At 74.3% G+C, this 12,772-nt stretch carries 13 protein-coding genes; 3 read left to right on the plus strand and 10 right to left on the minus strand.

Annotated elements, in window-relative coordinates:
* Positions 1-47: 47 nt before the first annotated feature.
* The 3 genes from ACH495_RS11225 to ACH495_RS11235 are packed head-to-tail and all read right to left on the minus strand — an operon-like array spanning position 48 to position 2,528.
* On the minus strand, positions 48-611 hold the full coding sequence (locus tag ACH495_RS11225; RefSeq protein ID WP_396857578.1) for a GNAT family N-acetyltransferase: 564 nt from the start codon (positions 609-611) through the stop codon (positions 48-50).
* 52 nt (positions 612-663) lie between these two features.
* Positions 664-1,386, minus strand: a complete 723-nt coding sequence (locus ACH495_RS11230) for a response regulator (protein WP_396858039.1) — start codon at positions 1,384-1,386, stop codon at positions 664-666.
* Complete coding sequence (locus tag ACH495_RS11235) at positions 1,365-2,528, minus strand: sensor histidine kinase (protein WP_396857579.1); 1,164 nt, start codon at positions 2,526-2,528, stop codon at positions 1,365-1,367. The genes ACH495_RS11230 and ACH495_RS11235 overlap by 22 nt, the downstream gene beginning before the upstream one ends.
* A 134-nt stretch (positions 2,529-2,662) precedes the next feature.
* Between ACH495_RS11235 and ACH495_RS11240 the strand changes: the two genes are divergently transcribed.
* Entirely contained in the window at positions 2,663-3,361 is a 699-nt protein-coding gene (locus ACH495_RS11240) for a hypothetical protein (protein ID WP_396857580.1), read from the plus strand.
* Between the two features lie 26 nt (positions 3,362-3,387).
* On the opposite strand, the gene ACH495_RS11245 is transcribed toward ACH495_RS11240, so the two are convergent.
* Together ACH495_RS11245 and ACH495_RS11250 are read right to left on the minus strand one after the other, a co-directional pair.
* Complete coding sequence (locus ACH495_RS11245) at positions 3,388-4,920, minus strand: glycoside hydrolase family 43 protein (protein WP_396857581.1); 1,533 nt, start codon at positions 4,918-4,920, stop codon at positions 3,388-3,390.
* Positions 4,921-4,995: 75 nt separating this feature from the next.
* Positions 4,996-5,823 carry a hypothetical protein gene (locus ACH495_RS11250; RefSeq protein WP_396857582.1) on the minus strand — a complete coding sequence of 276 codons (828 nt, stop codon included), beginning with the start codon at positions 5,821-5,823 and terminating at the stop codon, positions 4,996-4,998.
* Positions 5,824-6,184: 361 nt separating this feature from the next.
* Here ACH495_RS11250 and ACH495_RS11255 point away from each other — a divergent pair, with 361 nt between their 5' ends.
* Together ACH495_RS11255 and ACH495_RS11260 are read left to right on the plus strand one after the other, a co-directional pair.
* A complete protein-coding gene (locus ACH495_RS11255) occupies positions 6,185-8,362 on the plus strand; it encodes a carbohydrate-binding module family 20 domain-containing protein (RefSeq protein WP_396857583.1) in 2,178 nt (725 codons plus the stop codon).
* Positions 8,363-8,540: 178 nt separating this feature from the next.
* Positions 8,541-8,720, plus strand: coding sequence for a helix-turn-helix transcriptional regulator (locus tag ACH495_RS11260; protein WP_396857584.1), 180 nt, complete (start codon positions 8,541-8,543; stop codon positions 8,718-8,720).
* On the opposite strand, the gene ACH495_RS11265 is transcribed toward ACH495_RS11260, so the two are convergent.
* The 5 genes from ACH495_RS11265 to ACH495_RS11285 form a co-directional block, all read right to left on the minus strand.
* Positions 8,642-9,901, minus strand: a complete 1,260-nt coding sequence (locus ACH495_RS11265) for an MFS transporter (protein ID WP_396857585.1) — start codon at positions 9,899-9,901, stop codon at positions 8,642-8,644. The two genes, ACH495_RS11260 and ACH495_RS11265, sit on opposite strands and share 79 nt — an antisense overlap.
* 77 nt (positions 9,902-9,978) lie before the next feature.
* Positions 9,979-10,458, minus strand: a complete 480-nt coding sequence (locus ACH495_RS11270) for a hypothetical protein (RefSeq protein ID WP_396857586.1) — start codon at positions 10,456-10,458, stop codon at positions 9,979-9,981.
* Positions 10,459-10,656: 198 nt separating this feature from the next.
* Positions 10,657-11,418, minus strand: a complete 762-nt coding sequence (locus tag ACH495_RS11275) for an SDR family oxidoreductase (RefSeq protein WP_396857587.1) — start codon at positions 11,416-11,418, stop codon at positions 10,657-10,659.
* Entirely contained in the window at positions 11,415-12,440 is a 1,026-nt protein-coding gene (locus tag ACH495_RS11280) for a zinc-binding dehydrogenase (protein ID WP_396857588.1), read from the minus strand. The genes ACH495_RS11275 and ACH495_RS11280 overlap by 4 nt, the downstream gene beginning before the upstream one ends.
* Positions 12,437-12,772 carry an L-rhamnose mutarotase gene (locus tag ACH495_RS11285; RefSeq protein ID WP_396857589.1) on the minus strand — a complete coding sequence of 112 codons (336 nt, stop codon included), beginning with the start codon at positions 12,770-12,772 and terminating at the stop codon, positions 12,437-12,439. Before ACH495_RS11285 ends, ACH495_RS11280 begins: the two co-directional genes overlap by 4 nt.

Genomic DNA, 12,772 nt, shown 5'->3' on the forward strand with positions numbered 1-12,772 from the left:
GATCCGTGACGGATCGGCCGGGGCTCGTCCGGCGTTCCGGCCGGCGGCTACCGCCGCTCCCACCGTTCCCTGGTGATCTCGTACCCGACGCCGCCGTGCTCGGCGCCCTCGATCACGGTGATGTCGGAGGGAGTGGGGAACGTCCGTACGAGCGTCATGCCGAGCTTCTCCATGACGTGACGCGAACCGCGGTTCACCGACATCGTGTCCGCCCAGACCGTGCGCACGCCCAGCTGCGTGAACGCCTTGCCCAGCAGCGCCCGTGAGCCCTCGGTGGCGTAGCCGTTGCCCCAGGCCGCCTGCCGCAGCCGGTAGCCGAGTTCGACCTCGTCCAGCGGGCCCTGCGGCGCGGGACGCAGGATGAACCAGCCGATGAACGCGCCCCCGTCCTTCTCGTGCGCGGCGAACAGGCCGAGGTCGCCGTTCCACTTCTCGTAGCCGGCGAGGATGTTCGGGAGTTGGCGCTCGCGGATGAGCTCCGGCGCGGTCGGCTTGCCGCCGGTCAGGTAGCGCATCACCGCCGGGTCGCTGTCCAGTTCGATCAGCAGGTCCGCGTCGTCGGCGGTGAACCGGCGCAGAACCAGGCGTTCGGTCTCCAGGTAGGTGTCCACGAGTCGATCATGCGGGAGGCGTGTCGGGCCGCCCACAGGTTTATGCCCGGGTTCACGGGAGTTCGGCGTCGTGCACCAGCAGGGCGAGCTGCACCCGGTTGTTCAGGTCGAGCTTGGTCAGCAGCCGCGACACGTGCCCCTTCACGGTCGGCAGGCTCATGCCCAGCCCGGCGGCGATCTCGGCGTTCGACCGGCCCTCGCCGACGAGCACCACCACGTCCCGTTCCCGATCGGTGAGGGCGGCCAGCCGGTCCCGCGCACGCGCCCGACGGATCCCCGCGGCCGGGTCCGCGATGTGGTCGATCAGCCGACGGACGGCTGCGGGGGAGAGGATCGCCGCGCCGCGGGCGACGGTGCGGACCGCGGCGAGGATGTCCCGGGGCGGGGTGTCCTTGAGCAGGAACCCGCACGCGCCGCCGCGCAACGCGTCGAGCACGTACTCGTCGGCGTTGAACGTGGTCAGGACGATGATCTCCGGTGCGCCGGGTCGGGACCGGATGCGCCGGGTGGCGGTGAGTCCGTCGACGCGGGGCATCCGGACGTCCATCAGGATCACGTCCGGCCAGTGCGCGTGTGCCATCGACACGGCCTGCGCGCCGTCGGCCGCCTCGGCGACCACCTCGATGTCGGGCGACCCGCCGACGAGGATGCGCAACCCGGCCCGGACCAGCGGGTCGTCGTCCACGACCGCCAGCCGGATCGGTCGCCGGCCGGGATCCGACGCGGCGGAGGGCGGCCCGTCGGATGCGCTGCTCAGGTCGGCCACGGCAGCCAGGCCTCGAGCCGGTACTCCCCGCCCTCCGCGCCGTACCTCACCCGGCCGCCGACCATCGCCACCCGCTCGTCGATGCCGACCAGTCCCATCCCGCCGGGCTGGCCGGCCCGCCCGCCCGGACCCGGATGGGGATTGGCCACGACGATGCGCAGCCCCTCACCGACCCGACCGGCCAGCCGGATGGTCGCGCTCGCGTCGCTGCCGTGCTTGCTCGCGTTGGTCAGCGCCTCCTGCGCGATCCGGTAGACAGTCCGCCCCACCATCGTCGGCGGTTCGTCGCCGGTCACCTCGTCGGCGAACTCGACGCGCATCCCGGCGTCCCGGGCGCTGGCCACCAGGTCGGGCACGTCGGCGAGCCCGGGCTGCGGCGGTTCCGGCCGGCCCGCGACCCCGACGACGGCCCGCAACTCCACAAGGGCCTCGTGCGCGCTGGACCGGATCGCCCCGGCCGCGACCGCGATCTCGTCGGGTCGCGCGTCGGCCCGCACCTCCAGCGCGCCGGCGTGCAGGCTGATCAGCGACATCCGGTGTGCCAGCACGTCGTGCATCTCGCGGGCGATCCGGGCCCGTTCGGTGAGCCGCGCCTGCTCGACGCGCAGGTGCTGCTCGGCCTGAAGTCGCGCGGCGTGCGCCCGCAACGAGGTGGTGAGCCGCCGGTACGCCTGCACGAACTGACCCCAGCCGATCGCTGCCGCGCCGGTCACCGCGCGGAGGACGACGTCCACCCAGACCGGGTACGGCGGGTCGCCCTGGAGCAGGAAGTAGACCACGCCGGTGCCGACGTGCGCCGCGCCGAGCGTGAACAGCAGCCGGGCCCGGTGCCGGATCGCCGCCGTGAACAGCGCCACCAGGACCGGCCCGGTCGCCGTCACCGAGATCGCCCCGACCGGAAGCAGGGTGAGCAGCACGGTCAGGGGACGTCGCCGCCGCGCCGACAACCCGATGGCGCAGAGCACGCCGAGCAGCACGTCGACCGGCCACGGGATCGCCGCGCCGGCCGCGGTCGCGTCGCCGATCCGCAGCATCGCCAACCCGTACCCGAGCGACACGGTGACGGCCACGGCGTCGGCGAGGCGGTCGCGCGCCACCGCGTGGGCGCCGGTCGGGTCCGGCACGAGCAGGGTGATCAGCGCGGCGGCCATGCCGGCAGCCTAGGCGGTCGAGGTGCGGGCGGTAGCTACCAAAGTAGGGGCACGGGCGGACCCTCCGGCTCGTGCCGCGATGCGTGCCCGTCGGCGATCGTCGTCGGCGTCGGTCCGTCGATGTGGAGGGTGACATGGTCCAGCACGGTACGGTCGGCCGCACGCTGCGGCGTGCGGTCGGGACGCGGGCCCGCCGCGCCCTCCTGGTGGTGACGATCGGGGTCGGCGCCGTCGCCGCGGCGCTCACGGCCGGGCTCCCATCCGACGAGCGCACCGTCGCCACGGTCGCCGAGCTGGTGCACGGGGTGATCTCCGTGCTGCTGCCGTTCGTCGGGGTCCTGCTCGCGCACGGTCTCCGCCAGGCCCCCGGTGCCCGGGTGCTCCCCACGCTCGCCGCAGCCGCGTCGATCGCCGTGGCCGTGGGGCTCGCCGGCGACGCCCTCTCCTTCGCCGCGCTGGCCGTGGCCGGATCCACCGCGCCGGATCCGTGGGCGCACGTCGGCGCGATCGTCGTGGCGGGCGTGCTGGTGCAGGTTCTCGCGCAGCTCGTCGGGACCGGTCTGGGTCTGCTGATCGGCCGGCCGGTGTGGGCCTGCCTGGCGACGATCGTGCTGCCGCTCGGCGCGTACGCGCTGCTGACCCCGGTGGCCGCGGCACGCGACTGGCTCACCCCGTACGCGGCCCTGCGGGCGGTGCTCGCCGAATCACCCGGGGACGCGGGGTGGGCGCGTTGGGCGACCGTGGCGCTGCTGTGGGGGGTGGCCCTCAACGGGGTCGGCGCCGTCCTCCGGCGGCATCGGGCCTCGCACGGTCGCGCCACCACGGTCGCCTGAGGCGAGCGTGCGGCCCGGTCGACCCGCTATGCCCCCGCGAGGGGCGTCTCCTCGTGGTCGAACCAGTCGAACGCGACAGTGCCGGCCGCCGCGTACATGCCGATGACGCGACCGGTGAAGCCGCCGGCGACCTCGGTCGACAGGTACCGGCCGTCGAGTTCGGCCAGCACGTCGTACGTGCCGTCGGGTTGCTCGACGCCCAGCCGGAGCCGGTCCGGTTCCTTGCCGGGGTGCCAGTCGCCGGGCGCCGGGGCGAGCACGTCGACCCGGAGCCGGACCGGGCCGGCCGGCACCGGCCGGGTGGCGGTGACCGACCGCACCGACCCGATCCGGGCCACGGTCCGCACCTCGCCGTCGCCCGCCTCGATGTCGTAGTGGTGCCGCTCGTCCAGGCGTACCGTGAGGCCGCCGCGACCGCCGGCCGGGTCGAGCAGGGTACGCACGCGGCACGCCGGGTGCTCCTGGCGACGGCCGACGAACGTCACGTCCGGCGCGTCCGGTGACGCGCCGCGCGCCCGCAGGGTGAGCCAGCCCGGCCGGTCGGTCAGCGACCAGGTGTCGGCCGGCCGGGAACGCACCGAGATCCAGCGCGGGTGCAGCCGGTCGTCGTCGAAGTCGTCGCGCGTCGGCGGCGGCGGGACGGGGTGCGCCGGCCACGGCGGCGCGGCCATGACCGGGCTGACGCCGCCGACCACGGGCCAGCCGTCGACCCAGGTCACCGGCGCGAGGAACGTCTCCCGGCCGAGCACGTGCCAGCCGGGGGTGCCGCCGCCCGGTCGTACGCCGAGCAGCACCATCCACCACGACCCGTCGGCGGCCTCGACCAGGTCGGCGTGCCCGGTGTTCTGGATCGGCGCGTGGGTGCCCCGGTGGGTGAGGATCGGGTTGGCCGGGCACGGCTGGTACGGGCCGTCGGGTGTGGTGGCGCGGGCGACCGAGACGGCGTGGCCGCGTTCGGTGCCGCCCTCGGCGATCAGTAGGTACCAGTGGTCGCCGTGCCGGTGCAGGTGGGGCGCCTCCGGGGCCTGCGCGCCCGGGGCGCCGGACCACAACCGTCGGGGCGGGCCGAGGGTCTGCCCGGTCTCCGGGTCGAGGCGCACCTGCTCGATGCCGGCGTAGGTGCACCAGGCGGTGCCCTCGTCGTCCCAGGCGAGGTCGGGGTCGATGCCGGCGACGCCGGGTAGCCGGACCGGGTCGGACCAGGGGCCGGCCGGGTCGGTGGCGGTGCAGAGGAGGTTGCCGCCACCGTCCGCGCAGACGGTGACGATCAGCCAGAAGCGGCCGTCGTGGTGGCGCAGCGTCGGCGCGTACACGCCGGCGGAGGACGGCATCGCCGCCGGCAGGTCGAGCTGGCCGGGCCGGTCCAGCGCGTTGCCGATCTGCGCCCAGTGCACCAGGTCCCGGCTGTGGAAGACGGGCACGCCGGGGAAGTATTCGAAGCTGGAGCAGGCCAGGTAGTAGTCGTCGCCGACCCGGCAGACGCTCGGGTCCGGGTGGAAACCGGGCAGCACCGGGTTGGCGAACGTGCCGCCGGCCCAACCGCCGTCGTCCGTCGTCATCCTGTGCCTCCCACCGCGGGCCGCCGTCACGGACCTCGATTCGAGCACATCGGACCGGCGCCCGGAAGATCCGGTCTACCGGTGGTGGACGGTCGTCACGGTGACCTGGTCGCCGGTCGCCTCGATGCTGCCGGTCCACTCGCCGTCGTCCTTGTCGAACGTGATGGTGGTGGTCCCGTCGACCGTGCGGTCGCCGGTGACGTCGAAGAAGCCCCGGGGCAGGTGGTCGCGGTAGAAGGCCAGCACCCGTTCCGGGGCGGGTTCGACCAGGGTGAGCCGTGCGCCGGCGGTGGTGTCGGAGAGGTCGCGCAGCCGGCTGCCCGGCGGGAAGCGGAAGTTGAACGGCAGGTTCGTCACGCCTAGGTCGCGGCCGGTCAGCGCGACCTCGGTCTCGTCCTGCCGGGGCGGGGCGGACGTCTCGGCCGGTTGCTCGCGGGAGAAGGTGACGGTGGTGTCCCGGGAGGTGGTGATGACCGTGACGGTCCATCCGCGTCCGGTGAGATGCAGCGTTCCCGCGGTGTCGGTGCGTACCGGGTAGCCGGCCGCCGGACCGGTCCGGCGGTAGTGGGCCAGCACCTGCTCCGGTGGGGGAGCGGTGAGGATCACCGTCGCCGAGCCCGGGTCGCCGAACACGGTGTCGACCTTGCTGCCGTCGGGAAAGCCGAGGCCGGGCGCGACCGCGGGGACGGTCCGGCCGTCCACGTCGGCCCGGTCGCCCGGGCTCGGGGCGGTCGACGGGCTCGTCGGGGCGGAGGCGCCGGGCGTGCCGGGGTTCGTCGGGTCACCCGCCGGCTCGGCCGGGCCGCCGCAGCCGGCGGTCGCGATCAGCAGCGCGATCCCCGCCAGCGCGGGCAGCACCCGCCCGGCGGGTGCTGCGGTGGGCGTGGTCCGGGTGTGTGCCATGGCGGGGCCTTCCATGGTGCGGGCGTCGGTGCGGCTGTCCCGATCATGCCGGGCCGGCTCAACCTGCCGCGGCACCAGCCTCGCAAGCGTTGGAATTCTTGCCGCGAGGTTACGAGCCCGGCCCGCTGAACGTCCAGGATGTCCTGTCGGACGGGAAGGATACTCGGGTCCGGGGCGCGGCCCGGAGCGCATCGACGCTGGTCACCGGTGGTCTGGCCGGGATTCATGTTGCGCACCGGTTTCGAAAAGTTTGCCGCAAGGTCTTGCAAAGACTTTCATGAATCCCGCATGGTGTTCGCTACCGGGACGGCCGTCCATCCCCCGCGCACCCCGTCGAACACCCGGAAGAGGTACCCCTGCCATGACATCCGCCAGGCCACACCCCCGTGGCCGCGCCGCACGCCTGCTGCTCGCCGCCGCGCTCGTCGCGGCCGGCGGGACGGCGGTCGTCGCCGCTGCCACCACCGCCACCCCCGCCCGCGCCGCCACCGTCCTCAACGCCAGCGAGGTGACCGCCAACCTCTGGGAATGGAACTGGCCCTCGGTCGCCGCCGCCTGCACCGACCATCTCGGGCCCGCCGGGTACGGCGCGGTGCAGGTGGCCCCGCCGCAGGAGTCCGTCAGCCTGCCGAACAGCCCCGACGGCGTGCACCCCTGGTACGAGGTGTACCAGCCGGTGTCGTACAAGCTGGACAGCCGGTTCGGCAGCCGGCAGCAGTTCGCCGCGATGGTCACCGCCTGCCACGCCGCCGGTGTCCGGGTCTACGTGGACGCGGTGGTCAACCACATGGCCGGCACCAACAACCCGGCCGGCACGCGCGGGTACGCCGGCACCGAGTTCAGCGGCTACAGCTATCCGGCGGTGCCCTATGGCAGCGGGGACTTCCACCGGCCGGGGGACAACTGCCCGACCGCCGGCGGCATCAGCGACTGGAACAACGAGGCCCAGGTGACCAGCTGTGAGCTGCTGTCCCTGTCGGACCTCTACACCGAGAAGGAGACGGTCCGCACCACGATCGCCGGGTATCTGAACGACCTGATCGGCCTCGGCGTCGACGGCTTCCGGGTGGACGCGGTCAAGCACGTCAAGAAGGACGACTTCGCCGCGATCCTCGGCAAGCTGAACAACACCGTGGCCGAGGGCCGGCGCCCGTACGTCGCGCAGGAGATCTTCGACGGCGCCAGCAACCCGGCGTTGCAGGCCCGGGCGTTCACCGGCAACGGCGACGTGCTCGACTTCGGGTACGCCAAGGGCATCCGCTCGGCGTTCCAGGGCTCCATCTCCTCGCTGGCCAACGTCGGAAGCTGGAACCTCGACGCGCCGAGCGCCAACGTGTTCGCCATGGTCACCAACCACGACCTGGAGCGCGACGGGGTGGTCCTGTCGTACCAGAACGGCAGCGACTACGTGCTCGCCAACTACTTCGCGCTGGCGTACCCGCACGGCAAGCCGTCGGTCTACGACAGCTTCACCTGGTCGAACCGCAACCAGTCCCCGCCGAGCGACAGCACCGGGCGGGTCACCGACACGGTGTGCGGCGCGGCCTGGAACTGCCTGACCCGCAGCGCCGGCATCAAGGGCATGGTCGGCTGGGCCAACGCGGCCCGCCCGGTGAAGACGGTCTCGGACTTCACCGCGGTGAACAGCAACGTGATCGGCTTCCACCGGGGCGACCGGGCGTGGATCGGCATCAACGACTCCGGTTCCGCCACCACCGCCACCTTCACCACCGGGCTGGCCGACGGCAGCTACTGCGACGTCATCACGGGTGTCGCCACCGCCGCCGGCTGCACCGGCGGCACGGTGACCGTCGCCGGCGGCCGGGCCACCGTGACCGTCCCGGCCAACAACGCCGTCGCCGTCCACGTCGACGCGCGGCCCGGGACCGGTCCGTCGCCGACCGCGTCCCCGACGGCCAGCCCGACCACCAGCCCCACCGACCGGGTCGCCACCACGTTCACGGTGAGCGCCACCCCGACCGCCGGCCAGGACGTGTACGTCGTCGGCAGCGTCCCCGAGCTGGGCTCGTGGACGCCGGCCAACGGCGTCCGGCTCACCGCGCAGGGCGGCGGCACCTTCCGCGCCACCGTCGACCTGCCCCGGTCGACCCCGCTGGAGTACAAGTTCGTCAAGGTGACCGCGGCCGGCGCGGTGACCTGGGAGTCCGGCGCGAACCGCACCCTCACCACGCCGGCCACCGGCACGTACGCGGTGACCGAGACGTTCCGCGGCGACACCGTGTCGACGGCGGTGGCCACCTCGTTCGCGGTCACCGCGACCACTGCCTACGGCCAGAACGTCTTCGTGGTCGGCAACGTGGCGGCGCTGGGCGGGTGGAACCCGGCCAACGCGGTCGCACTCTCCCCGGCCACCTACCCGGTCTGGCGGGCCACCGTCGACCTGCCGCCGAACACCGCGGTCGAGTACAAGTACGTCAAGAAGAACCCGGACGGCTCGGTGACCTGGGAGTCCGGCGCGAACCGGAGCTTCACCACGCCGGCCGGCGGCACCCGCGCCGCCACCGACACCTGGCGCTGACCACGCGCGGCGCGGCCCGTCCCCGCACCTCGGGGACGAGCCGCGCCCACCGGTCAGGCCGGCGAGAACGCCCACTGTCGCCACGGCGTGCCGTCGGCGTCGACGCCGTTGCGGGCGTCCACGCACATGCCGCTGAACCGTTGACGAACGGGTACGGGCTCTGGCCCACCGGCGACCAGTGCTGCCCGGCCTGCCCGTCGCGGCCGGGCTGACGAACCGGGAGATCGCCACCCGGATCTTCCGGTCGCCCAGGACCGTCGAGTACCCCCTCGGCAACGTCTACCGGACATTGCCGATCCGCTCCCGGCCGGAGCTGATCCGCCACCTGTCCCGGCGGCCGGTGTCCGGTGCGGAGTGAGGTCGCCGCCCGCGCCCGGCGACCGCCACCAGCGTCGCGGCCAGGCAGGCCACGGCGGCGGCGACGAGCGGCGGCCGGCCGCCGAGGTGCACGGCCGCCGAGCCGAGCGGGATGGCCAGCGTGATCGGCCCGAACATCAGCGTGTTCGCGGTGCCGGACGCCCGTCCGAGCAGTGCCGGGGGCGTGTGTGTCTGGACCGCGGTGAGGGCGGCGACCAGCGTCCACGGCAGACCGACACCGATCACCGCCGAGGCGGCGACGGCGGCCGGCCACCAGGGCAGGCACCGACCCAGGCAGCCGGCGGCGAACAGCGCCGTGCCGGCGATGCCGACGGCCACCGCGCCCCTCCTGTCGACGAGCCGTCCGACCGCCAGGCCGCCGAGCACCGAACCGCCGCCCTGCGCGCTGGCCAGCACGCCGAGGAACGTCGACGGTCGGCCCAGCTCCGCGGTCACCACGGCGTAGAGCGCCGCGGTGGTGAAGCCGGACATCGCGATCGAGACCGCGGCGAGCATCACGGGTACGCGGACCGCGCGCCGGCCGAGCAGGGCGGCGAGCCCGGCCCGGAGCGGGCGCCGAGGCGTGGGCGAGGGCATCCGGGAGGGCCCGTCGGCCGGTGCCGTGTCCGGCGCGGTCCTCAGCCGCAGCGCGCCGTAGAGGAGCGCGACGAGCACCGGCACGGCGGCGCTGAGCACGGCGACCGGGTGGCCGCCCCGCCACGCGTAGAGGCCCACCCCGGCCAGCGGCGCCACCAGCTTCATGCCCTCCTGGGCGCTGGACCGCCAGCCGTTGACGTCGGCGAGCTGCGTCGGGGCCAGCGCCGCCGGCAGCAGCGCCGTCTCGCCGGCGTCGATCAGCACGTAGCTGACGCCGTAGGCGGCCGAGACGACGAAGATCAGCCAGGCCTGGCCCGGCCCGCGCACCGCGAGCAGGCAGAGCAGGACCGCGGCCAGCGCCAGGTTGACGCCGATGACCAGCAGTCGCCGGGGCACCCGGTCGAGCAATCCGCCGAGCCACGGCCCGGCCAGCACCGGGACGTAGACGCAGAGCCCGGCGAGCGCGGCCCGCGCGGTGGAGCCGGTGAGGTCCAGCACCCAGATGCCGGCGACCAGCGCCATGGCGCCGCCGCCGAGCCCGGACAGCAGCGAGATGGTCACGAACAGTGCGGCGTTGCGACGCATGAGCCCTCCGGAGTTGAGCGGGGAAGACTCACATCGTCAGGTGTTGAGCGGGGTCCGGGCAATGCTGTCGAAGCACGTCAATCCTTTGTTGACAGCGCGGCGGCGATCCGGTCCGCCGCGCTCCGGGCCGGCGCCGGCAGCCGCGGCCCGACCGCCGCCAGATCACCCACGAGGTACGCGGCCAGCGCGTACAACGGCCCCGGGTCGGCGTCGCGGGCGGCCGCGCACGTGCTGCGCACCAGCGCGGCGTGGCGGAACCGGCCGTCCCAGGCCCGGTCGGCGTCGATCCACCGGTGCAGGTCGGTGACGGCGGCCCGCAGCGCCACCACCTCGGCCGACCAGGCCCGGTCGAGCCGTCCCAGCCGGGACCGGCGGGCCGCCACCAGCCGGTGCCGGCGTTGCTCGGCGGCCTGCCGACTGCCCAGCCCCAGCGCGCCGGCGATCTCGGCCCAGGTCGCGCCGTCGTGCCGGGCCCGCTCGATCAGCTCCAGCTCCCGCTCGTCCAACCGGGCCCGCGCGGGCCCGATCTCCGCCAGCCGCGCCACCTCCGGGGTCACCCGTCAACACTACATTGACACGTCCGCCGGCCCGACCGGCGCGGGTCAGGAGGTCACCCGGATCGTGGCGTCCTGTCGGTGGTGGTGAGGGCGTCGATCGGCAGCTCGTCGTTGGCGTGTCGGAAGGAGCGCACCGTGGCGGTGAGCGGCGGAGCCGCGGCTGGGGGAGGCGGGAGACGGCTCCCGCCCGGTCGGGCGTCAGCGAGCGAGCCAGCCCCCGTCGACCGCGAGCACCGTGCCGTGGACGTACGCGGCGGCCTCGGAGGCCAGGAACACGGTGGCCCCGGCGATGTCCTCGGGGCGGCCCCAGCGCCCGGCCGGGATGCGTGCCACGATCGCCCGGTTGCGTTCCGGCTGGTCCTGCAACGCCTGGGTGTTGTCGGTGGCGATGTAGCCGGGCGCGATCGCGTTGACGTTGACGCCGTGGCCGGCCCACTCGTTGGCCAGCGCCCGGGTCAGCCCGGCGATCCCCGACTTCGCCGCCGCGTAGGACGGCACGGTCACGCCGCCCTGGAAACTCAACATCGAGGCGGTGAAGATGATCTTGCCGGAGCGGCGCCGGACCATGTCCCGGCCGACCTCGCGAGCGAGGACGAACGGGGCGGTCAGGTCGACCTCGAGGACGTGCTCCCAGTCGTCGTCCGAGTGCGCGGAAGCCGGGGCGCGGCGGATCGTGCCGGCGTTGTTGACCAGGATGTCCACCGGCCGCTCCCGCCGGTCGAGCCACCCGGCGAGCGCCTGCACGGCAGCCCGGTCGGCCAGGTCGCACCGGCGCGGCACGAACGCGCGGCCGTGCGCCGTCACCCGCGCCCCGACCTCGCTGCCGGTCTCCTCGATGGAGGCGCTGACCCCGATCACGTCCGCGCCGGCCGCCGCCAGCGCCTCCGCCATCGCCAGGCCGATCCCGCGCCGGCAGCCGGTGACCACGGCGAGCCGGCCGCTCAGGTCGAACGGGTTCACACCCCACCTCCGCAATCCACCAGCACCTTGACGTCGCCGCCGGCGGCGAGCGCCCGGAACGCCTCGGCCACGTCGTCCAGCGGCACGATCCGGGAGATGAGCTTCGCCGCGGGCACCTGCCGGCGGTGCACCAGGCGGACCGCCTCGGCGTAGTCCTCCCGCTCGTAGACCCGTACCCCGATCACCTCCAGCTCGCGCCAGAAGATCCGATGCAGGTCGACCTCGCGCGGGGCGGGGTGGATCGCCACCACCACCAGGCGTCCGCGCACGGCGAGCAGGTCGGTCGCGACGCGTACCCCGGTCGCCGACCCGGACGCCTCGAAGACCACGTCGGCCCCGGCGCCCCCGGTCGCCTCCTGGATGTGTCCGACCGCGTCCACGGCCACCGGGTCCACGGCGGACAGGCCGAGGTCGACGGCGAGCGCGCGGCGTCGCGGATCGATCTCCAGCACCGTCACCGTGGCGCCCGTCGCCCGGGCCACCGCGCCGATGAGCAGGCCGACCGGACCGGCGCCGATGACCACCGCGTGCTCGCCCGCCGCCAGGCGGGAGCGCCGCACGTCGTGCACGGCCACCGCGGTGGGCTCGACCAGGGCGGCCTCGGCCAGCGGCAGGTCGTCCGGCAGCGGCACCACGAGCCGGGCCGGCACCGTCCACGAGCGCTGCATCGAGCCCGGGGAGTCGATGCCGACGAAGTTCAGCCGGTGGCAGATGTGCTGGTGACCGGCCCGGCAGGCGGGACACCGGCCGCACCACTCCAGCGGCATCACGGTCACCGGCTCACCCACCCGGCGGTCGGTGACGTCGGGGCCGATCTCGGCGACGCGGCCGGACATCTCGTGCCCGATCACCGCCGGCACGTGGACGCGGTGATCCATCGCGCCGTGCGCGACGTGCAGGTCCGTCCCGCAGATGCCGGTGTACGTCACCGCGATGCGTACCTCGCCCGGGCCGGGCGGCACCTCCCGGGTGTCCTCGACGACGAACCTCTGGTCGCCGACGTAGTGCGCGCTGCGGTTCACCAAGCCTCCTCGGTCAGGTGCCAGACCTCACGCATCGGTGCCCACCAGTGCCCGGAGCCGGGCTCGGCGAGCGACTCCTGGCACGGGTCGGTCAGCCGCCACCACGCCTGGGTCTGCGGATCGGCGGCGATCCGACGCTGGTCCGCGTCGTGGTCGTCGCCGACGTACTCGTAGTAGCCGAACAGCAGGTCCCCGTGCAGGAAGATGCTGTAGTTGCGGATGTGCGCCGCCCGCAGCGTCTGCTCGACGCTGGGCCAGACGGCGGAGTGCAGCCGCAGGTAGTCTTCCCGGTGATCCGGCCGCAGCCGGATCACACAGCCGTAACGTCGCAC

It is taken from the genome of Micromonospora sp. NPDC018662 (genome assembly GCF_044391475.1).
Lineage (GTDB): Bacteria > Actinomycetota > Actinomycetes > Mycobacteriales > Micromonosporaceae > Micromonospora.